This window comes from Streptomyces sp. NPDC001514 (assembly GCF_053597075.1).
Genome location: NZ_JBSFHO010000011.1, coordinates 1 through 24,741, shown reverse-complemented (window position 1 = coordinate 24,741; position 24,741 = coordinate 1). Strand labels below are relative to the sequence as shown.

Sequence of the window (24,741 nt, the reverse complement as noted above, 5' to 3'; positions counted from 1 at the left end):
CTTCTCCCCACCCCACCCCACCCCGCCCCTTCCCGAACCGGGGGCTCCGCCCCCTGACCCCCGTGCCGGGGCTCCGCCCCAGGCCCCGTTACCGGGGTGCTGCGCCGCGGGCGTTTCGTTTCCCGATGGGTGCGGGGCGCGCATACTCAGCCCGTCCGGCGTTTGACGGACACCGGGGTCACGTGCCGGTGCGGGGGGCGCGCTCCAAGCCTGTCCGGCGTTTGCCGACGCACCGACCGGGGCCGGGGCCTGCGCCGTCACAGGACGGTCGCCCCCGTCAGCGCAAGGGCCAGGACCGCCTGGTCGTCGTTGTCGGTGTCCGCCGCATCCGCCGCCCAGTACTCCGTGTCCGACCGCAGGAACGCCACGACCGCCTCCGGGTCCGGGGAACGCGCACCGCCGAAGTGTGCCGCGAGCCGCTCCAGGACCGGATAGAAGGCGCCGGACGCGTCGCGGGCCTCGCTCACCCCGTCGGTGTGGACGACGAGCACTTCGCCGGGATCCAGGGCGTGCACCGTGGTCTCCGCGGATCCGCCCGGACACATGGCGCCGAGCCCCAGCGGGAGCCCGGGCGCGGTGGTCAGGCGCTGTGTGCCCCGCCGGCCGACCACGATCGGCGGCGGATGCCCGCGGTCGACGACCCGGACCTCGCCGCCCTCGTGCGGGAACTCCAGCACCAGTGCGGTCACGAACAGCTCGGGGTCGCCGTCCTCACCGGCCGGGCTGTTGCGGGCGATGCTGAGCTCCAGCCGGTCGGCGAGACTGCTGAGGCTCATCCACTCGTGGGCGGACACCCGGAAGCTGCCCAGGACGGCGGCGACCGTCTGTACCGCGTCCATGCCCTTCCCGCGTACGTCACCGATGATCACCCGCACCCCGAAGGGTGTCGTACACACGTCGTACAGATCCCCGCCGACGAGCGTTCCGCCCTCGCCCGCCGCGTAGAAGCCGGCGGCCCGCACCGGACCGAGCGTGCGCGGAACCGGGCGCAGCAGGGTCTTCTGCATCGCCTCGGCCACCGATTTCGCGCGGATCAGGTGCTGCTGCGTGCGCTCGCGCTGCCAGGCGAGGGCCGTGCTCGCCGTCCCGATGAGCAGCGTGGCGATGTACAGGGCCACATGGTGCTCCTCGGCGAAGTGGCCGGGGCGGAGGGTCGCCATCAGCATCTGCAGTCCCAGGCAGACGGCGGTCACCAGGGCCGTGCCCCGCGGCCCGCGCGTCGCGGCGGTCAGGGGCGGTACGCCGGTGAGCAGGAAACTCACGGGCTCCTGCCCGCGCAGGGCCAGCTCCATGGCCAGATCGAGCATCACCGCCACGAACGGCAGCCACCAGAGCCAACCCTGACGCAACAGGGACCACCGGTCCGGGCGACGACTCCTGTCAGACGTGGGGCCAGGCATAAGGCGCACCCTAAGAGCCCGGGCCGCCGCGAACGATCACGGCGTGCGCCGTGTCGTGGACCGAGCCCGCGATGCGGGCGAGCTGGGCCGTGAGACTGCTCAGCCACACTTCGAGGTCGATCAGCATGGGCAGCGGCGGGGCGTCCGCCGGCACCGGGCACGGCGGATCGGGTGGCCGTGGCCGAGGTTCGTCCGCGGTGACGAGTGCGGCGATCCGTTCGGTGGTCGCCTCCAGGCGGTCGGCTGTCGTACGGGCCCAGCCGGCGGCGTCAGGCGGGACCGCGACGACGGGCAGATCGACGCGGGGAAGCCAGTGGGCGCCGAGGAGGATGTGGTTCGCGGTGATGAGCACGGCATGCCAGTCCGCGCGGGCGGCGGCCCGGTCGCCGCCCGGTTCGCTCCGGTACTGGTCGTACGCGGACTCCGCGAGCCGCAGGTGGTGCAGGGTGGACCACGTGGACGGCGGCCGGGGCCCGGTGCCCGGTGGGCCGGCCAGCAGCGCGCCGACCGTCCCCGTGACCAGGGAGCCGCAGCAGCGGAGCAGGGCGGCCATGGTTCTGCGCACCTCGCGCCGGGCACCGGCGGGCCACGCGAGCAGCGCGCACAGCAGTCCGATCACGCTTCCCGTGACCACGTCGACGATGCGTGCCTCGGCCAACTGCCAGGACGCGGGGGCGATCTGGGCGAACGCGGACGCCACGACGAGCGTGAACAGCGCCTGCGCCCATGCGATACCGAGCAGCGGCCCGAGCGAGAACGCGACCAGCATCCCGGGAGCAAGGATGGCCGCGTACGCCTCGCTCTTCGGCCCGAGCTCCGCGATCAGCAGGCCCGCCGCCACCGCGCCGACGAGGTTCCCGGCCACCGCCTTGCGCACGGCAGCCCACGTGGCCCCGGCGGTCGTCCGGCCCAGTGTCAGGACGGCGAGCAGCACCCAGAACCCGTGCGTCAGATCGAGCGATCCCGCCACCAGCCGCGCGGCACCGAGCCCCAGCGCGGTCCGGACGGCGTTCTGGAACTGCACCGACCGCAGGGTCATGTTCCCGAAGAGCCGCGCCGTCCACAGCTTTGCGGTGCCGGCGTCGGCGTACCAGAACAGCTCCCGCGGCGGAATCGGTGCCGTCCGCTTCCCGTCCGTGCCGACCCGTACCGAGGTCTCCAGGATCCGCGCCGACTCCGCCATTCCGAGCACCGATGCCTGCCTCCGCAGCACGGGCACCGCCGGCACGGCGTCGGGCGGCCCCGTGGCCTGCCGGACGCGCAGCTCCTGGAATTCCCGTATCGCTTCTTCGAGCGTCCCGGGTGCCGGGGGCGGCGTGCCCGCACGCAGGGCGGCTGCGATGCACGTGCACAGGGCTGCGACCCGGCGCAGGAGCGACTCGGAAGCGGCGTCCACCGCGGCCCTGCCCCCGTTCCTGCCGCCTGGCCCGGCCCTGCCCCCGTTCCCGCCGCCTGGCCCGGCCCCGCCGCCGGGCGGCGGGGCCGCGCCGGGCGACATCGTGTCGGCGAAGTGCGCCAGTTGGTCGAGGAGCCGGCGGGTCGCGCTGCCCGCCTCGAACATGGCCCGGTCCGTGCGCCAGGGGCCGGCGGGCCGTTCGGCCGGGGGCACCTGCGAGAGGCGCAGGCGCCGGCCGGAATCACGTAGGTCGGCTGCGGACGTGGCGGAAGGATCCGCCGCCGCGGCGGCCGCGACGTCGACCGCGTCCGCCAGCAGGTTCCGGTAGGTGGCGGTCGCCGGGGCCGGCAGAAGGAAGAGCTCGGAGGCGACCAGGAGCAGGACCCCCGCGGTGAGGCCGGCGAGGCGCAGGCCCAGGGTTTCGGGGGCGTACGGCGGGAAGCACGCCAGGATGTAGAAGAGCTGCAGACCGGGCGCCACCCCGGCCGGGCGGGGTCCGGCGACCGCAGCGAAGGCGAGGAGGAAGCCGACGACGAGCATCCCGAGCACCGCCGCCCAGGTCCGTACTGCCAGCGCCGTTCCCAGCGCCACGAGCGCCAGCCCGATCGGCAGCGCCTTCAGCATCACGACCGCCCGCTGCCGCCCCGACCCGGGGACCGACGACAGGGCGCCGAAGGAGACGGGGGCGAACAGAGCGTAAAGAGCGATGACGGGCTGGTCGAGCCCGTACAGGAAGGTGTAGAAGCCGGCGCTCGCCGCGACGGCCACCCGGACCGCCCGGTGCAGGATCGCCGTACGCTCCGGCCCGCCCGTCACTGCCGGTCCTCACCGGTCCGCCGGTCACCACCGGCGCCGACGCCGCCCTCGACACCGCCGCCCTCGACGCCACCGACGCCACCGTCCCCGACACCGCTCGGCACCTGGACGGCCGCCGCGCGCATGGACAGCGGTGGGACCTTGCCGAGGACGACGAGCCGGTGGCGTACGGCCATGACGACAACGGCCGCCGCCAGGATGACCACACCGCCGAAGCGCAGGATCGCGTCGTACGCCTCCTCGGGGGACCTCTCCGGGGTCATGGCGGTGATCGCGGCCGCCGCGCCGGCCAGGGCGATCGCACCGAGCGTGACCAGGAACGTGAGCAGCACGCCCGACGCCTCACCCGCTCTGGCGGGCGGTACGACCTGCTGGGTCGCGACGCTGGAGAAGGTCCAGCCGAGGCCGAGGCCGAGCCCGCACCAGGCGAGGACGGGCACATACAGCCACCAGGCCGTGACATGGCTGAGCGCGTACATGCCCGTCCCTGCGACGGCACCGGCGAGCGCCATCACCGCGGTGGCCCGCATCCGCGGCGCCAGCCGCGCCCCCAGCGGCCCGCTGAGGGCCACGAGCACCGCGGGGGCCAGGAAGACGATTCCGGCCGTCAGCGGGGACAGCCCGCGCACGCCCTGGAGGTAGAGCGTGGCGACGAAGACGGTGACGGCGTAGCCCATGTTGGCGATCGACCCCATCCCGGTCACCAGGACGTACGGGATGTTGCGGAAGAGCCGCAGATCGATCAGCGGATGCCGCGCCAGCCGCTCGCGCAGCAGGAAGAGCCCGCCCGTCACCACCGCGAAGCCGAGGAGGGCGAGGGTCCGGGCATGGTCCCAGCCCCAGGCGCTGCCGCGCTCCACGGCGAGCGTGAGGGCGGCCAGACAGCACACGATCGCGAAGCAGCCGACGAGATCGAGCTGGCGGGGCACCGAGGTGTCGCGGGAGTCGGGCACGTACGCGAACGCGATGAGCAGCGCCAGTGCGCTGAGCGGCGCGAGCAGCCAGAAGATCCAGCGCCAGCCGGGCCCCTCGGTGAAGCCGCCGCCCACGAACGGGCCCAGCGCGGTCCCGATGTTCGCGATGCCGAACGCCCAGCCCAGGGCGTGCGCCCGGGTCTCCTCCGGAAACGCGTTGCTGATCACGGACACGGAGACCGGGAAGACGAACCCCGCGCCGACGCCCTGCACGATCCGCGCGGCCACCAGCGGACCGAGACCGGGCGCCAGCGCACACCCCACGGAACCGGCGGCGAACAGCGCGGTCCCTACCAGCAGCGTGCCCCGGCGCCCGAAGACGTCACCCAGCCTGCCGCCCACGATGAAGAAGCAGCCGATGGCGAGCATGTACGCCGAGAGCGTCCACTGGGCGGCCGAAGCCGTGACACCGAACTCGTCGGAGATACCGGGGATGGCCAGGTTCAGGGCGAAGAAGTCGACCTGGATGCAGAACAGCGCAACCGCGACCGCGATGAAGGCCCCCGTCCGCGCGGCCGCTGACGACTCTGCTCGCATGAGCACGTTCCTCTCGGCCGACGCCGTGCCGACGTCGTGCCGAAGGCGTGCCGACGTCGTGAGTGGGTCGAGGCATGCGGGTCGGGGCATGCGACCTGCTCCCATTGTCGGACGGCGCCGTGCGGTCCGCAGCCCGGCCGGTTCGGTCGCGGGGGACGGCGGGCCGGGGTGACCATGGCAGGAAGCAGCGGTCCACGGGGGCGGAGGCGGGAGGTCGTACGGTGCACGCCCTCCTCCTCCCGGTCCTTTTCGCCCTCGCCTCGGCGCTCAGCAACGCCTTCGCCACCGTGCTGCAGCGCGAGGAAACCCTCAAAGTGCCCAGCGCCACCGGCTTCCGCCCGGGGCTGATGCTCGATCTGCTGCGGCGCCCCCTCTGGCTGGCCGGGATCGGCGCCGTGATCGCCGCGGGTGTGTGCCAGGCCCTGGCCCTGAACACCGGGCCGCTGACGGTCGTTCAGCCGGTCTTCGTCCTGGAACTGCCGCTCGCGCTGATCGTCGCCTCGCTGCTCATGCGCCGGCATCTGCCCCGTGCCGGCTGGCTGGCCGTCACCTGTGTGGTGGTGGGCCTCGCCGTCGCCCTCGCCGCCCTGTCCCCCACGGGCAATCGCACACAGGTCCCGATGGCTCGCTGGCTGCCCGCCCTCGCCGTCTGTGCCGGAGCGGTCGTCGTCCTGTCCGCGGTGGCGCTGCGGCGCCCCGAAGGGCGGGCCCGAGCGGCTTTCCTGGGCGCTGCCACCGCCATCAGCTACGCACTGACCGCGGCGCTCATGAAGTCGGCGACCCACACCCTGGACGACCACGGAGTCGCGGCATTCTTCACCGCCTGGCAGACCTACGCGTTCGCCGTGACCGGCGGGACCGCGCTCTTCCTGCTGGAGAACGCGCTGCAAGGGGGGCCGCTGGTCGCCTCGCAGCCCGCGCTCACGCTCGGCGACGCGACGGTGAGCCTCGCGCTCGGCATCACCCTGTACGAGGAGCATGTGCGTTCCGGCTGGTGGCTGCTGCCGCAGCTCCTCGGTCTCGCGCTGATCGCCGTCGGGGCGGTCGCCCTGGCCCGTGCCCCGCTCACCCGGTCGCTCGTGGCCGCCGGTGAGGCGTCCGGTCCGTCAGCTCCGCCAGCCGGGCAGCCGCTGCCGTGAGCAGCATGTCGAGTGCCCTCGGGTAGGCGCTGAGGTTCATGTCCGCCACCAAATGCCGTGCCGTGGCGGCGATATGGGGGTGGGTCCCGGCGGGCAGCCTGGCGTACGTCGACCGCCACGCCGCCTCGTCCGCCTCCCGCGCGGCCGCGGGGAGCGCCGCGGCCGCCGAGTCCAGGGCGGCGAACGCCAGGGCCTGGTCGACGAATGCGTGGTAGATCCGCACCGCCTCGGCATCGGGGAACCCTGCCTCGCGCAGTACGCCGATCATCGTCTCGACCGCGCGGATCTCATGGAGCCGGCCCGTCACCCGGCAGGCGCTGAGCACCGCCGCCTGCGGGTGCGCGAGGTAGTCGGCGTGCATCCGCAGGCCCAGGGCCCGCAGGTCGGCGTGCCAGTCGCCGGTGGGCCGCCATGCCCGCAGCGTACGGCCGATCAGCTCGTCGGCGATGGCGAGCAGCAGCTCGTCGGTGTCCCGGAAGTACCGGTACAGCGCGCTCGGGTCGGCGCCCAGGGCGAGGCCCAGGCGGCGGACCGTGAGCGCGTCCGCGCCGTGCTCCTTCAGCAGCCGCAGGGCGGTCTCGACGATCAGCTCCTCGGACAGCACGACGCCCTGCTTGGTCGGGCGTCTGCGCCGCCGGGCCGCCGGGGGTACGACGCGTTCACTCATCGGCATCCTCCTCACCGAGGGGGTGTCCTGGTCCGCGCACCTTATGACAACGCCATTGACCTGTGAAGGCCGCCGCCGGTTTCATGTGCGGTCACCGGGGCCGGCCAGGCCCCTTCGGTGCGAGCGGAGCTGCCATGACAGCGAAGAACACGCCCTACGGCGCGGACCCTCCCGCGCACGCCTCCCTGCGGAAGTCCCTCGGCGTCGTGGACGGCGTCGCCATCGCCGCCTCCAGCACGGCGGCAACCACCAGCATCGGCATCGGCCTCGGTGTCACGGCCGGAGTGGTCGGGCTGCATCTGCCCGCGATCATGCTGGTGGCCTTTCTGCCCGTCCTCGGTATCGCCGGAGCCTTCTCCCGGCTCAACCGGGTCGAGCCGAACGCCGGCAACGGCTATGTCTGGGTGGGCCGTTCACTGTCTCCCTGGCTCGGATTCCTCGTCGGCTGGCTGGCCATCGTCGCCACGGTCGTCTTCCTCGCCTACACCACGGCCGTCACCGGGTCCGCGATCCTCCAACTGGCCGGGCAGGCCGGTCTCCACGAGGTGGCAGGGTTCGCCCTGGACCCGGATTCCACGGCCCGGTCGACCGCGGTGGGCATCCTGGTCCTCGCCGCCGTCACCCTCACAGCGGTCACCGGCGTCCGCACCGCGGCCAGGCTGCAGGGCTGGCTGCTGGTCTTCGAGTACCTGGTCCTGCTGGGCTTCTGCGGCTACGGCATCGTCACCGGACCGCACGCCTTCAGCCTCGACTGGTTCAACCCGCTCGCCGTACCGTCGCCGTCCGCGCTCGCGCAGGGACTGCTGCTCTCGGTCTTCTGCTACTGGGGCTTCGAGGCGGCGTTCAGCGTGAACGAGGAGGTCCGTGAGCCCCGCGACGCCTCGCGTGCCGGGATCACCACCCTGTTCACGATGCTTGCGCTGTTCCTGCTCGGCTCGGTCGCCTTCCAGCGCGTCCTGAGCGAGGAGGAGCTGGCGGGCCACGGCGCGCAGGGTCTGGCGTTCTTCGGCGAGCGGCTGGCCTCCCAGCCGCTGGCCGCCCTGCCGCTGGTGGCCCTCATGTTCTCGGCCGTCGCCTCGCTCCAGGCCGGGGTGATCCCGGCCGCGCGGGGCATGTTCGCGATGAGCAGGGACCGTACCGTCGGGCCCGTGTGGTCCAGGGTCAGCCCCCGGTACGGGACGCCCGCGGCCGGGACGCTGGTCATCGGCGCACTCGCCGGCGCCGTCGCCGTGCTGTCGCTGGTCATCCCCGAGCTCGCCGACCTGATCCTCGCGGCGGTCAGCGCGATCGGCATCGTCGTCGCCCTCTCGTACGCCCTCACCGCGCTGGCCGCCGCCGTACGGTTCCGCGGGCTGCTGCGCGAAGCATGGTGGGACGGGGTCCGCGCGGTGATCCTGCCCGCGCTCAGCGCCCTCGCACTGCTCACGCTCGGCGGCTACCTCGCCTGGTCCTTCTACGACGCGGCCGACCACTTCGAAGTCAGCGCGGACAACGGCTGGTTCATGCTGACCGTCCCAGGGATCATGATCGTCTCCGGGATCGTGGCCGCCGCCTGGGCCAAGTGGGGCCGCAAGTCCCCCTACTTCCGTACCGGCCGCGGCACCGACGCCGACGCCGTCCACCTGCTCACCACCGAGCCGACCACCACCTCATGACCCGAGAAACGGAACGCTGCATGCACTCCCGCCACGCCGACCTCGTCTTCACCGGCGGCCCCGTCCTCACCCCCGGCACCTCCGAACGGCCGCTCGCTGCCGCGGTCGCCGTCAGCGGCGACCGGATCACCGCCGTCGGCCACCCCGACGACGTACGCGACCTGATCGGGCCGAAGACCGAAGTCGTCGACCTCGCCGGGCGGTTGCTGATGCCCGGCTTCCAGGACGCCCACATCCACCCGGTCCCCGCGGGCCTCGAACTCACCCAGTGCGACCTCACCGGAACCAGCACCGCCGAGGACACCCTCGCCGCCGTACGGACGTACGCCACGGCCCACCCCGACCGGGAGTGGATCACCGGCGGCGGCTGGTCCATGGAGGCCTTCGAAGGCGGTACGCCGACGAAGGAGCCGCTCGATGCTGTCGTCCCCGACCGGCCGGTCTATCTGCCCAACCGGGACCACCACGGCGCCTGGGCCAACAGCCGCGCCCTCCAGCTCGCCGGGGTCACCCGCGACACCCCCGACCCGGCCGACGGCCGCATCGAGCGGGATGCCTCGGGAGAGCCCACCGGCATGCTCCAGGAGGGGGCCATGCAACTCGTCGGCCGCATCGCGCCCAAGGCCGGACCCGCCGACCGGCTCGCCGCGCTCCTGCACGCCCAGCGGCATCTGCACGCCCTCGGCATCACCGCCTGGCAGGACGCGCTCGTCGGCGACTTCCTCGGCATGGACGACCCCTCCGCCACGTATCTCGCCGCCGCCCGCGACGGGCTGCTGACCGCCCGCGTCGTCGGCGCCCTGTGGTGGGACCGCGAGCACGGGGCCGAGCAGATCCCCGGACTGGTCGAGCGCAGGGAAGCGCTGACCCACGGCCGGTTCCGTGCGGGCACCGTCAAGATCATGCTCGACGGGGTCGCCGAGAACGGCACGGCCGCGCTCCTCGACCCCTATCTGGACCGCTGCGGCTGCGCCACCGCCAACCGCGGCACCAGCTTCGTCGACCCGGCGCGCCTCGGCGCGTACGTCACCGAGCTGGACGCGCTCGGCTTCCAGGCCCACTTCCACGCCCTCGGCGACCGTGCCGTACGCGACGCGCTGGACGCCGTCGAGGCCGCCCGCGACGCCAACGGCCGCACCGACACCCGCCCGCACCTGGCCCACCTCCAGGTCGTGCACCCCGACGACATCCCACGTTTTCGCCGCCTCGGCGCGACCGCGAACATCCAGCCGCTGTGGGCCGCGCACGAACCGCAGATGGACGAGCTGACCATTCCTTTCCTCGGGGCTGAGCGGACCGCTTGGCAATACCCGTTCGGCGCACTGCTGCGCGCCGGGGCGACCCTCGCCGCGGGCAGCGACTGGCCGGTCAGCAGCCCCGACCCGCTCCAGGGCATCCATGTCGCCGTCAACCGCGTCCTGCCGGGGGAACGGGGACCGGTGTTCCTGCCCGACGAGCGCATCGGCCTGACCGCCGCACTCACCGCGTACACCGCGGGCTCGGCGTACGTGAACCACCTCGACGACGCCGGAGCCGTACGCACCGGAGCCCTCGCCGATCTGATCGTCCTGGACCGTGACCCGTACGCCGGACCGCCCGAGGCCATCGCGGAGACCGGGGTCGCGCTGACGTACGTCGGAGGGGAGCGGGTCCACACGGCGCCCGACGCCTGACCGGTAACGGGCTCCGAACGGCGTCAGACGACGCAGAACTCATTGCCCTCCGGGTCCTGCAGCACCACCGCGTAGTACTCCATGCCGGGCTCGTCCATGACGCGGAGCACGGTGGCGCCGGCCTTCGTCAGCCGCTCCACCGTGCTCGTGACCCGCTGGGTGCGGACCGCCACCGGCACGGCCCGGCCGCCGCCCACCTTCAGATCCAGATGCACCCGGTTCTTGACCGTCTTCGGCTCCGGAACCCGCTGGAACCACACCCGTGGCCCCCGCCCCTCCGGATCGACGATCGACTCCGGCGCATCCCCCGCACCGTCGGTCAACTCCTCCTCGGGCACCCCCATGTCCGCCCAGTAGTCCCGCCAGGTGGCGTGCCCGCCCGGCGGCGGCTCGGGCACATAGCCGAGGGCCTCGCACCAGAAGGCGACGAGCCTTCGCGGGTCGGCACAGTCGATCGTCAGCTGCAGTGTCGTCTCCATGCCCGGAGCCTCCCAGACGGGTCCGACAACCACCCTCCGAGCCCGTTGACCGGAACGGTACAAAAAGCGTTTCATTGCAGGTGAAAGGGTCAATTCAGGCTTCCGAGGGAGGCGGCCCGCAATGACCACGCACCCGAGCATCGAGCAACATCCCGACCTGGCCGAGATGCGCGCCCGCTTCGAACGGGCGACCACCACGCCCCGTGCCCAGGCGATAGAGACTCTGGCCCTGCTCACGGGCCTCTACCTGGCGGCCTCGCCGTGGATCGCCGGGTTCAACGGCCTCACCACGCTGGCCGTCTGCAACCTCATCACCGGCGTCGCCTACGCCCTGTGCATGGGCGGGTTCGGCTCGGCGTACGAGCGGACCCACGCCATGGCCTGGTCCGCCATCGCCATCGGAGCATGGACGATCATCGCTCCGTGGGTGGTCGCCGGGAACGTCGCCACGACCCGCAGCATCGTCAGCAACGTCATCGTCGGCGTCGTGGCTCTGTGCCTCGGCCTCGCCATGGCCGCCACGGCCGGCGCCGGCACGTCCGGTGGTCGCCGCCTCTCCACGGCCCGGCGCGGCGGCCGCTCGAACATCGACCCGCTGCACTGACACGCACCGCTCCACGGAGGGGTCCCGCTCCACGAAGTGCCCCGGCCCGGACAGGGCCGGGGCACTTCCCGTGTGCGCCGTGTCGGCGGCGGTGCGTCGGCCGCTGCTCGTCGGCCGCGGTCCGTCGGGTGCGGTCCGTCGGCCGCGGTGCGTCGGGTGCGCTCCGTCGGCCGCGGTGCGTCGGTGCGGACCGTCAGCCGCCGTGCGTCAGTCGCGTACGCGGGCGATCAGCAGCGCCACATCGTCCTGGCCGGTCCCGCTGCGCAGGGCATCGAGGAGCCGGTCGCACGTCTCCTCCAGCCCCGGACGCGGGTCGTCGAGCAGCCCGAGCAGCACGTCGAGGCGCACGTCGATGTCCTGGTCCCGGGTCTCTACGAGCCCGTCGGTGTAGAGCACGAGCCGGTCGCCCGGGTCGAGGCCGACGGTGACGGCGCGGAACGGGACGCCGCCGACGCCGAGCGGTGCGCCGGTGGGCAGTTCGAGCAGCCGCGGTGCGTGGCCGGGCCGTACCAGCACCGGCGGCAGATGGCCGGCGGTGGCGATGGTGCACTGTGCCTGGTGCGGGTCGTAGCAGGCGTACAGGCATGTGGCGATGTGCGACTCGAGGCCGATGGTGACCGCGTCGAGGTGTCGCAGCACCTGCGCCGGGTCGAGGTCGAGCACGGCCAGCGTCCGGGTCGCGGTGCGCAGCTGCCCCATGGCGGTGGCCGCGTTGATGCCGCTGCCCATGACGTCGCCGACCACCAGGGCGGTCCGGTCACCGCTCAGGGGCAGGATGTCGTACCAGTCGCCGCCGACCTCTCCGGCGGCACCGGCGGGCTGGTAGCGGGACGCGACGTCCAGGCCCACCACGGGAGGCGGCTTCTGGGGCAGCAGACTGCGCTGCAGCGTGAGCGCGGTGTTGCGCTGCTGCTGGTACCAGCGGGCGTTGTCGATGCACACCGCCGCCCGGGCGGCCAGCTCGGACGCCAGGACGACGTCGTCGGCGTCGAAGGGCAGCGGATTGCTGAACCTTTTGAGATCGAGCGCGCCGAGCACCTCACCACGGGCGATCAGCGGCACTGCGAGATACGAGTGGACGCCGGCCTCGGCGAGCAGGACGGCGGCCTCGGCGTCGCGCGCGATGCCCGGCAGGTCCGCCTCGCCCACATGGGGCACCACGACCGGCTCGCCCGTCTGCACGCACTTCGTGACCAGGCGGTCCGAGTCGTAGCGGGCGAGTTCGCCGGGAGGATCGGCCGCGCGGAACGCGGGGGTGGGATGGGCCGCGGCGACGGCGAGGGCGCGCAGGACCGCGGTGCCGCCCGCCGGGATCTCTTCGCGACGGCCCTGCACGGCGGAGTCCAGGACGTCCACGGCGGCGATGTCGGCGAGCTCGGGCACGGCGACCTCGGCCAGCTCCCGGGCGGTCTCGCGCAGGTCCAACGTGGTGCCGATGCGCACCGACGCATCGGCGACCATGGCGAGCCGGTGCCTGGCCCGCTCCGCCTCCGTGGCCGCCTGGTGCCGGTCCGTCACGTCGACGACCGATGCGGCGACCCCCAGGATCCGCCCGCTGGGGTCCTCGAGCCGGTACAGCGAAACCGACCAGGCCTGCTCGGTGTCCGGGTCGGCCGGCGTGCTGCCGAGGACCTGCCGGTCCAGCAGCGGTTTCCCGGTTTCCAGGACCTTCAGCATCGCGGCCTCGATGGTGCCGTCGTCCCGGAACGGGAGCGTTTCGTCCGCCCGCCGGCCGATCTGCTGCGCCGCCGGGATCCCGTTGACCCGTTCCAGTGCCGGGTTGACCGCCACGTAGCGCAGGTCGGAGTCCAGGACGGCGAGCCCGATGGGGGACTGGTCCACGAGGCGTACGGACAGGGCGAGGTCCCGTTCCACACGGCGCAGCGTGGCCTGCTCGGCGGCCAGGCCGAGCGCGTAATAGCGGCCGTGCACGTCCTGCAGCCGCATGTTGCGCATCTCGAGGAGCCGGATGCCGCCGTCCTTGTGCCGGACCGGGAAGACTCCGGCCCAGCTCTGGCCGCTGCCCATGACCTGCGCGAAGAGGCCGAGCACCAGATCGACGTGCTCGTCGGCGACCAGCAGCTGGGCCGCGTACTGGCCCAGTGCCTCCTCCGGCGTGTAGCCGAGCAGCTCCTCGGCAGCGGGGCTCCACAGGGAGATCCTGCCCGACTCGTCGAGTACGACCGCCGCCATCTGCAGGACGTCCAGCAGCCCGCCCGGCGGGGCAGGCCCGAACTTCACCTGACCGGTCGCGGCCGGGCCGGTGGAGAACGCGTCCGTGCCACCCATCCCTAGCCGCTCCTCCCGACGCCGTCACGGCGTGCTTGTGCGGACCTGCCCGCCCCACCGGATCCGCGCGCGTTCCATACTCCCTCCGCGACCATGGACACGCACCCCCCGCGTGCGGTTCGTCCCCGGAGTGTGATCCGGAGGTCCCGCCGGCCGACCACTTCGGAGGTACGTACGCCCCGGGCCGGAAAGTCCGGAAGGAGCACGGCCCGCTGTGGGGATCGGCTCGGACCGGCGCGCTAGACCGATCGGTATACTCGGCGCCATGGGCAGCCCGGCACCGACCTCGGCCCCGCGCCGCATCGCGATGACCCCCGGAGCACGCCGCGCCCTGGAGGCCGCCTCACAACTCTTCTACGAGCGCGGGATCCACGCCGTCGGCGTCGATCTGATCGCCGCCGCGGCGGGGGTCACGAAGAAGACCCTCTACGACCGGTTCGGTTCCAAGGAGCAGTTGGTCGTGGAGTATCTCGCCGCGCGGGACGAGCGCTGGCGGGAGTTCGTCTCCGAGCGCCTGGATGCGGCCGCGGGGGACTCGCCCGAGGGCCGGGTCCTCGCCGTCTTCGACGCCTCCCGCGACTGGTCGGTGCGGCACGGCACCCGCGGCTGCGGCATGGTCAACGCCCATGCGGAGATCGACGACCCGCGGCATCCCGCGTACGGGATCATCGCCGGCCAGAAGGCGTGGATGCTCGCGCTCTTCACCGGACTGGTCCGCGACATCTCCCCGAGCGACCCGGGCGGCATCGCCCCGAGCGTCCCAGGCCGGGCGGAGAGGCTGGGCCGGGCGCTGATGCTGCTGCACGAAGGGGCGCTGGTCGCGTACGGCCTCGACGTCTTCCCCGACCCGCTCGGCGCCGCGCGGGACCAGGCCCGTGCGCTGCTCGCCTCGGCCTGAGGCCCCTGAGGGCCCGGTGCCCCCGGCCCGAACGCCCGAGGAGGGGGCGGACCGGCGGACGACGGACCCGGTCACCGCGGTGCGGGTCGCGCTATGTTGAGCACGAATGGGACAAGAAGGAGGCACACGGTGCCATCAGGGCAGCAGGCGCGCGCACAGGCGTCTGCGATCACGCCGGGCCGGCAAACCCCGGACACGGAGCCGTCCCCCGCGGACAAGGTCCGCGCTCTGTTCGGCGGTCACCGTCTCTCTCCCGGGCAACGGCGCATCGCGCAGTACATCACCGACCACCTGACCGAGGCCGCGTTCCTGTCGATCACGGACCTGGCGGACCGGGTGGGCGTGAGCCAGCCGTCGGTGACGCGCTTCGCGTCGTCGCTGGGCTTCAGTGGTTTCCCGGCGCTCAGGGAAGCCCTCCAGCCCATCGCGCTGAGTGCGCTCGCCGGCTCCCCGGACACGGGGGACGAGCTCCGCCGCAACGAGCTCCAGGCCGCTGTCGACGCCGAGATCGGCAACCTGGAGAGCCTGCGCCGCGTCTTCGCCGACACCGACGAGGTGCTCGCTCTCGGCCGCGAACTGGCCAGGTCGGTCCCCCTGACGATCCTGGGGCTGCGGATCTCCGCCTCGCTGGCGGAGTACTTCGCCTACGCGGCCCGGCGTATCCACCCGGACGTACGCCTGGTCTCCCGCGGCGGCAGCGTGGCCTACGACGCGCTCCTCCAGTCCCGGGAGGCGGGCGGGACCTGGGTGCTGGCCTTCGCGATGCCGCGGCACGCCAAGGAGACGCTTGCGGCGGTGCGCTCCGCGCGCAGCACGGGCCTGCGCGTCGCCCTGATCACCGACCTCACGCTCGGCCCCCTCGTCGAGGAGGCCGACGTGGCGCTCACCGCCGGCACCGGATCCCGTCTCGTCTTCGACTCGTACGCGGCGCCGGGCGTCCTCTCCGCGGCGATCCTTCAGGCCATGGCCGACGCCGACCCCGAGCGCACGCAGCTTCGGCTGGAGAAGTACGAACAGGCCGCGGAGCAGCACGACTTCTTCCTCGATCACTGACGGCGGCCTGCGCCGGGCCCGGAACTTTCAGGCCAACTCCCAGCATGAAATTTTTCATACCCTTGCTTACTTGGCGGTATATATATTTACTGCTTCTGGCACTGTGGACGACACTCCTCCTCGTCGGCCCCACGGTGTTCTGATCGGGTACTTCGCTCCCCTCGGAGTGCCCGATCCCCGGTGGCCCCGGTCGACCCCTGGGCCGGGGCCGCCGGCAAACGCCTTCAGTGGCGATCAGGCGATCTTCTGCTCGGTCCAGATCGTCTTGCCCTGCTGCGTGTAACGCGTTCCCCAACGCTCGGAGCACTGCGCGACCAGGTACAGGCCACGACCGCCCTCGTCGGTGGTGCGGGCGTGCCGCAGCCGCGGGGCCGTACTGCTGCCGTCGGAGACCTCGCAGGTCAGGACGCGGTCGCGGATCAGACGCAGCCGGATGGGTGCCTTGGCATGCCGGATGGCGTTGGTGACGAGCTCGCTCGCGATGAGCTCGGTGGCGAACGCCGCTTCGTCCAACTCCCACGACGCGAGCTGGCGGGTGACGAGCGAGCGGGCGGTGGAGACGATGGCCGGGTCCTCCGGCAGGTCCCACGACGCGACCCGCTCGGAGCCCAGGGCGTGTGTACGGGCCACGAGGACGGCGGCGTCCTCGTCGGCGCGATCCGGTACCAGCGCCTCGATGAGCATGCGGGCCGTCTCCTGCACGGAGCCGGGCGAGCGGGCCAGCAGGTCCGCGAGCCGGGCCTCGTTCCCGTCACCCTGGTGCGCCTGCAGGAGCCCGCCGGTGTAGAGCGCGAGCACCGTGCCCTGGGGCAACGTCACCTCGGTCTTCCCGAACGGCGGCCCGGGGAGGCCGAGGGGAGCGGCGAACGGAACGTGCAGGATCGTGGCCGTGCCGTCCGGGTGGGCGACAGCGGGGCCGGGATGGCCCGCCCCGGCCACGGAGCAGCGCTGCGAGACGGGGTCGTAGACCAGATAGAGGCAGGTGCACCCGGCCTCCTCGCCCTCAGGACGCGCCCCGGAGGTCTCGTCGGGCTGCCGTTCACCGACGCCGCCCTGGGAGTCGCCACTGGCGAGACGGTGCACCAGGTCGTCCAGGCGGGCGAGCAGCTCGTCCGGCTCCAGGTCCAGGTCCGAGAGTGTGTGCACGGCCGCGCGCAGCCGCCCCATGGCGGCGGCGGACCCCATGCCGCGTCCGGGCACGCTGCCGGCCACGAGCGCGACCCGGGCTCCCGACAGCGGCACGACGTCGACCCAGCCGCCCCCGGTGCCGGCGTGGACGTACTCATGGGCCACCTCCACCCCGTTGCTCTGCGGCAACTCACCCGGAAGCAGACTGCGTTGCAGTGCCAAGAGGGAGTTGTGCTCGCGGAGGTAGCGGCGGGCGTTGTCCAGGCACAGGGCAGTGCGCCGGCTGAGGTCGGCGGCCAGCGTCAGATCGTCCTGCTGGAAGGGACCCTGCTCACCCCAGCGGTAGAAAGTGGCGATGCCCAGGACACGGTCCTGGGCGACCAGCGGCAGGACCATGAGCGAGTGCACGTTCTCCTCCAGCATCCGCCTGCCGCGGACGGGATCGTGGAGCACCCAGTCGCTGTCCGCTGTCACCGGGCTGACCAGACGCGGTTGCAGATCGGCGAGGGCCCGGGCGGAAGGTGCGACGAGGGGGAACGTGCTCTCCTCGCCGACCGCGTAGACACCGGGCGGTACGCCGTGCCGACGGGAAAGCGACGCCGCACGGCGCAGCACGGCGCCGGGCGGCGCCGGGCCGGGGGCGATCTCCTCGCCCATGAGTACGGGTTCGAGTACCTCGACCGCGATGCTGTCGGCCAGCCGGGGCACCGCCACTTCGGCCAACTCCTGGGCGGTGTGCATCACATCGAGGGTGGAGCCGATACGTGCACTGCCTTCGGCGAGCACGGCCAGCCGCTGCTGCGCGCGGTAGCGGTCGGTGACGTCGACCGCGGCGTCGGCCGCGCCGAGGACCCGGCCGTCGGCGTCCTCGAGGCGGAACGCGGAGACCGAGTGGACGTGCACGTGACCCGGGTCACCGGGCGGCCTGCCGTGCTTCTCGAAGCCGATCACCGGTTCACCCGTCTCCAGCACCTGCTTCAGGATGCGCTCCGCCAACTCCGCGCTGAAGTCGGGCCACACCTCGCTCGGCCGTTTCCCGATCCCCTCCGAGGCGATCGTGCCCTGCATCCCTTCCGCCGCGGCGTTGAACCGCACCAGCCGCAGCTCCGGGTCGACGACGAAGAGCCCTACCGGCGACTGGGTGAACAGCGCCTCCAGCAGCGCCCGGTCCATCTCCGACTGCCGCGCCATCTCCGACTGCCGCGGCCTTTCCGGCTCCCGCGGTCCCTCCGGCTCCCGCGGTCGCTCCACCGGTTCCCGCGACCCCACAGGGGCGAGCATCATCGCCCAGCGCGGGGCACCGGCCGCACCCACTGCCTCGGCCGGTTCCTCGGCGCGGATGGCCAGCCGGAGGGGCACGAGCCTTCCGTCGCGGTGCCGTGCGAGGATCGCGCCGCCCTCCGCGCCGGCCTCCGCGCCGCCCTTCGCGCCACCCTGAGCGTCGTTCTCCGCGTGGCCAGGCTCGTGCGCCCGCTCCACGGCCGTGGCCAGCAAGTCGGCCGCCGGGCGCCCCAGCACCCGGTCGGCCGGGTAGCCGAGCAACTCCTGGGCAGCCGCGCTCCATCCGGTCACGACACCTCGCGCGTCGACCACGACACGAGCCCAGCCGGGCCCCATGTACGCGTCGCGCCCGCTCGTGCCCTGTCCGACGTCCGGTGCACCCATGGCCACCAGCCTCGCCCTGCGTCGACGTCTTCCCTGCTCCCCAGTCTCCTCTACGGAAACCCGGTCACAAGTCGGTGACCGGACCGGGCGCCGACGCCCGGACATCTGTGACACATATGTCGCTCCTGACGCAGACCTCTAGGGGGACGCGAGCCGTGAGCGTGGCCGTGACGGCGTGACAAAGAGGAACATGTGAACAAATGGGGGAGCGAGCGCCGTGGGACGGTCCACGACGCGGAGCTCGGCGCGGCCGTCGCGAGGGCGCAGCAGGGGGACGAGACCGCGTTCGCCACCGCTTACCGACTCGTACATCCGCGACTGCTCACTTTCCTGCGGGGCCTGGTCGCCGACGACGCGGAGGACGTCGCCGCCGATGCGTGGCTGGAGATCGCCCGCGATCTCGGCCGGTTCCGGGGGGACGGCGCGGGCTTTCGTGCATGGACCGCGAGCATCGCGCGCAACCGGGCCCTCGACCATCTGCGCCGCCGGCGGAGCAGACCGCGCGGGACGCTGCTCGAGCAGGACCTGTACGAGCTGCCGAGCATCCAGGACACGGCCGCCGAGGCGCTGGAGAGCATCACGACGGAGCAGGCCCTCGCCCTCATCGCGACGCTGCCCCGCCAGCAGGCGGAGGCCGTGCTGCTGCGTACGGTCATCGGCCTCGACGCAGCCGCGGCGGCGCGGGTGCTGGGCAAGCGGCCCGGGGCCGTACGGTCCGCGGCCCACCGGGGCCTGAACCGGTTGGCGCAGTACGTCACGGCGTCCGGCCCGGATCACGCGAGCGACCCGGAGCATGACGCCGGACGCAGGCGCCGTGACGGGCGCCGCGAGCGGCCCGCCTCCAGGCCCCCACAGGGCGATGTGACAGATTCGGACTCGCGTGCGCTGGGAGATGCGAGATGACCGAAAACCGATCCGGGGACGCCATGGACTCCAGGGACGGCACGCGGCGGCCCGTAACGCTCGACGATCTGCTGACGGCCGTGGCACGGCCGGCACCTGTGGACGCGGAGGCCGCTCAACGGGCCCTTTCCGCGTTCCGCGCCGCCCGGGATGCTGGGACCCTGTCCGCGCCCACGCGACGCGGGGACGACTGGCGGACGACAGGACAGCGTCGCCGCACCGTCTGGTTCAAGACAGCCCTCGGTGCGGTCACCGGCACTCTGATGCTCGGCGGCGTCGCCATGGCGACAGGCACGGTCCCGGCGCCGTTCGGCGCGGATGAAGAGGAGCCGCGCCCGCGACCCGGCGTCTCGCACGGCAGGCAGGGGGCGCCCGCCGGATCGGACCACGACGGTCCGCAGGAGCCGACGGGCACGCCGTCCGTTCGTCCCTCGGCCGGCCTGCCGACCCAGGGGAGGGCCGACGTCGCGCGCTGCCGCGTCTACGAGGCGAAGGCCGGGCACGGCCAGGCAGTGGATGCCACCGCGTGGCAGCGTCTGGAGGAGGCCGCGGGCGGCCCGGGCGCCGTCGCCGACTACTGCGCGCGCCTGCTTCACCCGCAGCCGCCGAAGCAGGCTCCGGATGAGCTGCCGGGGAGCGGCAGGGACCAGCAGCAGACCCACGGCACCGACAAGGAGCCCGGCGGAACGGCCGATGCGAAGCCCGGCTCCGGGCCGTCCAAGGCACCGTGACCTGAGCGCCGTTCGAACGCTGTCCGCCACCGGCCGCGACGACCAATGGGCGGACGCGCTCGGCCACTTGTCCCGGCTGGACGAGCTCGGGCTCGCGCTCAGACTCGGCGGTGCCGCCGGCGCCCGGGTCCGCGTCCCGGTCCGCGCCGGCGTCCGGGTCGCGGCCGGCGCCGCGCCCGTCAGCCGGGCGCGGCCGAACAGAGCGCGTGCCCGGGCGGAAACAGGCTGTGGGACGGCAATGCCCGCGAACCACGCATTCAGCCGACCGCGGGGGCCCTGTCGATGTACGGACTCGGCGGCTCCGGGATGCTTCGGAGAGTCGCCACGTCGAGTGCGAGGGCCGCGCTGGTCGTCCCGAGAGTGCCGTGCGCATGCCAGGTACCGGTCACCTCGACCCAGGTGTCGGCAGGCGGCGCCTCGACACCGTGCATCGTGACGGTGAGCGACTGCGAGTCGGCCGCACAGCAGGCGACCAGGAGTCGCGTCAGCTCCCAGGTCCCGTCCTCGCCGGGAGTGACGAACCCCTGCAGGGTCACGGTCCGGCCCTTGAGGCTCGCCTTGTCGTCCTGCTGCGCCCGCGCGATGAACTCGGTCAGGGACAGCGGCGCCGGGCCATGAGCGGGGAGCGGTTCGAAGCGCTCGTAGTCCTCGACGATCTTCGGGTTGTCGCGGGTCGCGGTGTACGAGCCCAGGGCGGGCGGAGCGAAGAGGAGCAGGGCCAGCGCGGGCGGCAGCATCAGCCAGGCGATCCGGGGACCGTGGGAGTGGTCGTGCCCGTGCCCGTCACCAACACCGTCGCCGTCACCGTGGCCGTGGCCGTGTGCGGGGTCGTCGTCCTCGTCGTCGGCCGTCCCCCTGCCGCGGAAGGGCAGGCCGTCCATCCGGGCGCCGATCAGGCCCAGGACGAACAGGACGGCCCCGGAACCGATGAGAAGCGGCTGGAGGCCCGGCTTCACGTAGCGCAGCGAGATGTCGCTGAACAACGAGACGCGCAGGACTCCGGCACCCACCAGCAGGAGCAGTACGCACTGGACGCTGCGCCTCACAGCAGCCACCACCCCACGAGGGCGCTGCACACGACGGCGACCACGGCGGTGGCCGTCGAGAAACGGAGCGCGAAGGACCGGCCGAAGGTTCCGGCCTGCAGAGCGATCAACTTCAGATCGACCATCGGGCCCACCACCATGAACGCCAGGCGGGCGGTGGGCGAGAACCCCGTCAACGAAGCCGCGACAAAGGCATCGGCCTCCGAGCAGACGGCGAGGACGATCGCGAGTGCCGCGAGGAACAGCACCGACAGCCACGGGGATCCGGAGAACGTGTCCAGCACCGAGCGCGGCACGGTGACGTTGAACGTGGCCGCGGCCATGGCGCCCAGGACGAGGAATCCGCCCGCGTGCAGGAAGTCGTGCTGGAAGCCCAGGCGGAACTCCTCCCACCGGCTGTGGCCGTGCCGGTGGCCGGTGTGCCGGGCCGGCATCCGCAGCCACTCCGACCGCCCGAGCCTCAGCCACAGCCAGCCCATCACCGCGGAGGCGCCGAGCGATGCGACCAGCCGGGCCGCCACCATCTCGGGGTTCGCCGGGAAGGCGACGGCCGTCGCGACGAGCACGACCGGGTTGACGGCCGGCGCCGACAGGAGAAACGCGAACGCGGCAGCCGGTGTCACCCCGCGCCGGATGAGGCTCCCGGCCACGGGTACCGAGGCGCACTCGCAGCCCGGCAGCACGATCCCGGCCGCGCTCGCGACCGGTACCGCGAGCGCCGGGTTGCGCGGCAGCACCTTGCTGAACGCATGGGCGGGTACGAAGGCGTTGACGGCTCCTGAGATCAGTGTGCCCAGGATCAGGAACGGCAGGGCCTGCACGGTGATGGCCACGCAGATCGTCTGCCAGGCCCGAAAGCCGGGGTGGGTCAGCCAGTCGGCTCCGCCCGCGGCCCACACGAGTCCCCAGACGGTCAACCCCGAGACGGCGCCCGCGACGACAAGGGAAGCGGCTGCGGGCCGATCCTGAGGACTGCCTGTCTCGGGTCGCCCGGGTGCGTCGAGCCGCCGTTCCTTCACCATCCTGTCCGGTTCGTTCACATCGGCTCCGGTCGCGTCGGGAGACATCACACTAGCCGGGAGATTCTCCTGCACCGCGGATTGCCCGTGCCCGTGCCCGTCTCCGGGCGCGGCTGTGGGTGTGGACGTCTCCTGCACGACGTACAGCGCCGGACGTTGAGACAGGCGCCGAGCAGCCGCCGGTAGTCGTCGGCCTGGCGGGCCGCCGGAAGAATGGAGTGTCACGGTCGAAACCTTTTCGAACCCACAGGATGCGTACGGGAATTGGCCACCGCGACGTCGGACGATTCGGGGCGTGTCCGGATCACAGCCGGGATGCGGGAGTGGCCATGTGATGATCGCGGCATGACCGTCATACCTGTGACACGTGTGCTGGCCCTGACGGCGGTGGCTGCTGTCCTGACGACCGGGTGCGGGCTCGCGGCCGAGCTCGACCGTGAGGCGGACCCCGCACGCACCGGGGCACGGGAGCGGCCGCGCACCGAGGAGGGGGAGCGGCCCCGGTCGCCGGGCGACACCGCGCCGCCCCCTTCCGCGGCCACGCAGGACTGCCCGGACACGGGTGTGCGGGTGTCGACCGAGATGGTGACGGCCGCCATGGGCCTCCGGGCCACGACCGTGATGCTCACCAACTGCGGCGAGCGCGACCAGCGACTGAACGGCTACCCCGATGTCCGGGTCCGGGACGTGGACCACAAGCGCATGGACGTGACGGTCCTCAAGGGCCCGGGCCCGATCACCCAGCTCGACGACCCGGGCCCGCACCCCGTCACACTGAGGCCCGGAGACTCGGCGTACAGCGTGTTCGTATGGCGCTATTCGGCCGTCGACGCGGCGACCCGACGCGGGAGCGGCGTGTACGTGGACATCGCTCCGTCCGCCGGCGCCGAGCGCCAGACGGTGCAGCCGGAGGGCGGCCTCGACATCGGCGAGACGGGGCTGCTCGGGACGACGGCGTGGGAGAAGGTCGCCGACTAGGACTTGTCCGGCCGATCATGTGACCGCTTCATGGCCAGTGCGTTGATGTGGACATGGGGCGGGGTGATCTGAGTGATGCCGAGTGGGAGCGGCTGCGGCCGTTCCTGCCGGTCAGTAACGGGCGTTGTGGCCGGTGGCGGGATCACCGGCAGGTGATCGACGGGATTCTGCACCGGGTTCGGACCGGGGTGCAGTGGCGTGACCTGCCCGAACGGTTCGGGCCGTGGAAGACCGTTTACGAACGGCACCGGCTGTGGTCGGCCGACGGGACATGGGAGCGTCTGCTCCAGCAGGTCCAGGCCGCAGCGGACGCGGCGGGTGAGATCGACTGGGACGTCTCGGTCGACTCGACCATCGTGCGGGCGCATCAGCACGCGGCTGGCGCCCGCAACGACCCACCGCCGGCCCCCGCCTCCAAGGGGGCGGAAGTTCCAGAACACCAGGACGAAACGCCGTGGCAGAGCCTGCACGCCCGCCTGGTGGAGGTGGTGCGGGAGGTGAGGGCTTGGGCCGCTCGCGCGGCGGCTTCACCACCAAACTCCACCTCAGCGCGGACGGCCGCTGCCGCCCGTTGTCCCTGATCGTCACACCCGGCCAGCGGGCAGACTGCACGCAGTTCAAACCGGTCCTGGAGAAGATCCGCGTCCCGAAGTCCGGGCCGGGCAGGCCCCGCAAGAAGCCGGACAGCGTCGCGGCCGACAAGGCATACAGCAACGGACCGTGCCGCGAGTACCTGCGGCACCGGGGCATCCGGCACACGATCCCGGAGAAGACCGACAGCGAGGCTGCCCGCCTGCGCAAAGGCTCACGCGGCGGGAGGCCACCTGGCTTCGACGAGGAGCGGTACAAGAAACGGAACACCGTCGAACGGGCTATCAATCGGTTGAAGCAGCACCGGGCGGTAGCCACCCGCTACGACAAGCGCCGTTATGTCTACCTCGGCACAGCGACTGCGGCAGCTCTCACGATCTGGCTCCGAACATGATCGACGGGAATGCTCCGTGGCACTGAGCCGACAACGTGCTCCTCGCTGCCCTGTCGTCGAGGATCTGCACCCTCACAACAGCGCTCGAACCCCCGCTATGAGGGGCGAAGAACGGGATCGATCTCTGCCAGGCTCTCGTGCAGCCGACGGGCCCCCCGGGCAACACGATCGTCGGTGCCGCCCGACATCTCCTCGCAGAGCCGTAGCGCCTCGTCCAGGTCGTCCGAGAAGACGCTGAAGACATCGACGATTGCGGTGTGGATCCAATCGGCGTGGTTGTCGTTGGCGACTGCCAGTGCGGACGCGACTATCGTCAGTCCGGCCCTGTCCTTTCGCCGAAGCAAGCCCTCCGCGGTCCGCCGGGTGACGAAGGTGTCACGAGGGTCGAGCACAAGCCCCAGCAGCGGCTCTACGGCCTCCTGCATCTCGGCGAACCCTGCCAGGCTGTGACCGGCATCCGCCCGGTCACGCCAGTCATCGCTTCGCCCGAGTTCGCCAAGCGTCACGACGACCGCACGCCGCAGGTCACTGTCCACGGATTCGCCCGCCTCTCCCACGATTCCGGTCAAAATATCACCGAGGCGCCCTACCGGATGATCGCCAGGACAGGTCCTAGGTGTATTGATCACGAGCGTTGTTAACAGTGCTGGGTCTTGATCATGGCGAAGACCTCCGGTGTGGTGGAGGTGTCTAGGCTCCACACCAC

Annotated in this window: 19 protein-coding genes and 1 pseudogene; 10 read left to right on the top strand and 10 right to left on the bottom strand. The window is 72.5% G+C overall.

Translation table 11 applies throughout. The annotated features are described in order from the left end of the window. Positions 1–257: 257 nt before the first annotated feature. From ACWCXB_RS14090 to ACWCXB_RS14080, 3 genes are all read right to left on the bottom strand, one after another. Positions 258–1,349, bottom strand: coding sequence for a PP2C family protein-serine/threonine phosphatase (locus ACWCXB_RS14090; RefSeq protein WP_450722467.1), 1,092 nt, complete (start codon positions 1,347–1,349; stop codon positions 258–260). Positions 1,350–1,410: 61 nt separating this feature from the next. Beyond that, positions 1,411–3,612: an FUSC family protein gene (locus ACWCXB_RS14085; protein WP_450722465.1), complete on the bottom strand. Its 2,202-nt coding sequence runs from the start codon at positions 3,610–3,612 to the stop codon at positions 1,411–1,413. Beyond that, positions 3,609–5,123, bottom strand: a complete 1,515-nt coding sequence (locus ACWCXB_RS14080) for an MFS transporter (protein WP_450722463.1) — start codon at positions 5,121–5,123, stop codon at positions 3,609–3,611. The genes ACWCXB_RS14085 and ACWCXB_RS14080 overlap by 4 nt, the downstream gene beginning before the upstream one ends. Positions 5,124–5,344: 221 nt before the next feature. Between ACWCXB_RS14080 and ACWCXB_RS14075 the strand changes: the two genes are divergently transcribed. After that, positions 5,345–6,262: a DMT family transporter gene (locus tag ACWCXB_RS14075; RefSeq protein WP_450722461.1), complete on the top strand. Its 918-nt coding sequence runs from the start codon at positions 5,345–5,347 to the stop codon at positions 6,260–6,262. On the opposite strand, the gene ACWCXB_RS14070 is transcribed toward ACWCXB_RS14075, so the two are convergent. Further along, complete coding sequence (locus ACWCXB_RS14070) at positions 6,189–6,929, bottom strand: TetR/AcrR family transcriptional regulator (RefSeq protein WP_450722459.1); 741 nt, start codon at positions 6,927–6,929, stop codon at positions 6,189–6,191. The two genes, ACWCXB_RS14075 and ACWCXB_RS14070, sit on opposite strands and share 74 nt — an antisense overlap. Before the next feature lie 134 nt (positions 6,930–7,063). Between ACWCXB_RS14070 and ACWCXB_RS14065 the strand changes: the two genes are divergently transcribed. After that, complete coding sequence (locus tag ACWCXB_RS14065) at positions 7,064–8,584, top strand: APC family permease (RefSeq protein ID WP_450722457.1); 1,521 nt, start codon at positions 7,064–7,066, stop codon at positions 8,582–8,584. Beyond that, positions 8,581–10,257 carry an amidohydrolase gene (locus ACWCXB_RS14060; protein WP_450722455.1) on the top strand — a complete coding sequence of 559 codons (1,677 nt, stop codon included), beginning with the start codon at positions 8,581–8,583 and terminating at the stop codon, positions 10,255–10,257. Before ACWCXB_RS14065 ends, ACWCXB_RS14060 begins: the two co-directional genes overlap by 4 nt. Before the next feature lie 23 nt (positions 10,258–10,280). Here ACWCXB_RS14060 and ACWCXB_RS14055 read toward each other — a convergent pair whose 3' ends face one another. After that, entirely contained in the window at positions 10,281–10,736 is a 456-nt protein-coding gene (locus tag ACWCXB_RS14055; protein WP_450722453.1) for a VOC family protein, read from the bottom strand. A 121-nt stretch (positions 10,737–10,857) separates the two neighbouring features. Here ACWCXB_RS14055 and ACWCXB_RS14050 point away from each other — a divergent pair, with 121 nt between their 5' ends. Next, entirely contained in the window at positions 10,858–11,340 is a 483-nt protein-coding gene (locus ACWCXB_RS14050) for an SPW repeat protein (protein ID WP_450722452.1), read from the top strand. A gap of 207 nt (positions 11,341–11,547) precedes the next feature. On the opposite strand, the gene ACWCXB_RS14045 is transcribed toward ACWCXB_RS14050, so the two are convergent. Then, entirely contained in the window at positions 11,548–13,629 is a 2,082-nt protein-coding gene (locus ACWCXB_RS14045; protein WP_450722450.1) for a SpoIIE family protein phosphatase, read from the bottom strand. Between the two features lie 265 nt (positions 13,630–13,894). Here ACWCXB_RS14045 and ACWCXB_RS14040 point away from each other — a divergent pair, with 265 nt between their 5' ends. Beyond that, positions 13,895–14,527 (top strand): TetR/AcrR family transcriptional regulator, encoded by a 633-nt coding sequence (locus ACWCXB_RS14040; protein WP_450722448.1) that lies wholly within the window; start codon positions 13,895–13,897, stop codon positions 14,525–14,527. 129 nt (positions 14,528–14,656) lie between these two features. Next, complete coding sequence (locus ACWCXB_RS14035; RefSeq protein WP_450722446.1) at positions 14,657–15,580, top strand: MurR/RpiR family transcriptional regulator; 924 nt, start codon at positions 14,657–14,659, stop codon at positions 15,578–15,580. Positions 15,581–15,814: 234 nt separating this feature from the next. Here ACWCXB_RS14035 and ACWCXB_RS14030 read toward each other — a convergent pair whose 3' ends face one another. Continuing rightward, the gene (locus ACWCXB_RS14030) at positions 15,815–18,373 is read right to left on the bottom strand and encodes a SpoIIE family protein phosphatase (RefSeq protein ID WP_450722444.1); all 2,559 of its coding nucleotides are present in this window, start codon (positions 18,371–18,373) and stop codon (positions 15,815–15,817) included. A gap of 192 nt (positions 18,374–18,565) precedes the next feature. Between ACWCXB_RS14030 and ACWCXB_RS14025 the strand changes: the two genes are divergently transcribed. Further along, a complete protein-coding gene (locus ACWCXB_RS14025) occupies positions 18,566–19,276 on the top strand; it encodes an RNA polymerase sigma factor (RefSeq protein WP_450722442.1) in 711 nt (236 codons plus the stop codon). After that, positions 19,273–20,007: a hypothetical protein gene (locus ACWCXB_RS14020; protein ID WP_450722440.1), complete on the top strand. Its 735-nt coding sequence runs from the start codon at positions 19,273–19,275 to the stop codon at positions 20,005–20,007. The genes ACWCXB_RS14025 and ACWCXB_RS14020 overlap by 4 nt, the downstream gene beginning before the upstream one ends. Before the next feature lie 257 nt (positions 20,008–20,264). On the opposite strand, the gene ACWCXB_RS14015 is transcribed toward ACWCXB_RS14020, so the two are convergent. Next, a complete protein-coding gene (locus ACWCXB_RS14015; RefSeq protein WP_450722438.1) occupies positions 20,265–21,053 on the bottom strand; it encodes a TIGR03943 family putative permease subunit in 789 nt (262 codons plus the stop codon). Further along, entirely contained in the window at positions 21,050–22,120 is a 1,071-nt protein-coding gene (locus tag ACWCXB_RS14010) for a permease (RefSeq protein WP_450722436.1), read from the bottom strand. The genes ACWCXB_RS14015 and ACWCXB_RS14010 overlap by 4 nt, the downstream gene beginning before the upstream one ends. A gap of 297 nt (positions 22,121–22,417) precedes the next feature. Here ACWCXB_RS14010 and ACWCXB_RS14005 point away from each other — a divergent pair, with 297 nt between their 5' ends. Together ACWCXB_RS14005 and ACWCXB_RS14000 are read left to right on the top strand one after the other, a co-directional pair. Further along, positions 22,418–23,050, top strand: coding sequence for a DUF4232 domain-containing protein (locus ACWCXB_RS14005; protein WP_450722434.1), 633 nt, complete (start codon positions 22,418–22,420; stop codon positions 23,048–23,050). Between the two features lie 53 nt (positions 23,051–23,103). Then, positions 23,104–24,035, top strand: a pseudogene (locus ACWCXB_RS14000) (IS5 family transposase). Positions 24,036–24,130: 95 nt separating this feature from the next. Here the strand turns inward: ACWCXB_RS14000 and ACWCXB_RS13995 are convergent. Then, the coding region (locus tag ACWCXB_RS13995) for a hypothetical protein (RefSeq protein ID WP_450722432.1) at positions 24,131–24,741 on the bottom strand (611 nt) is incomplete at its 5' end.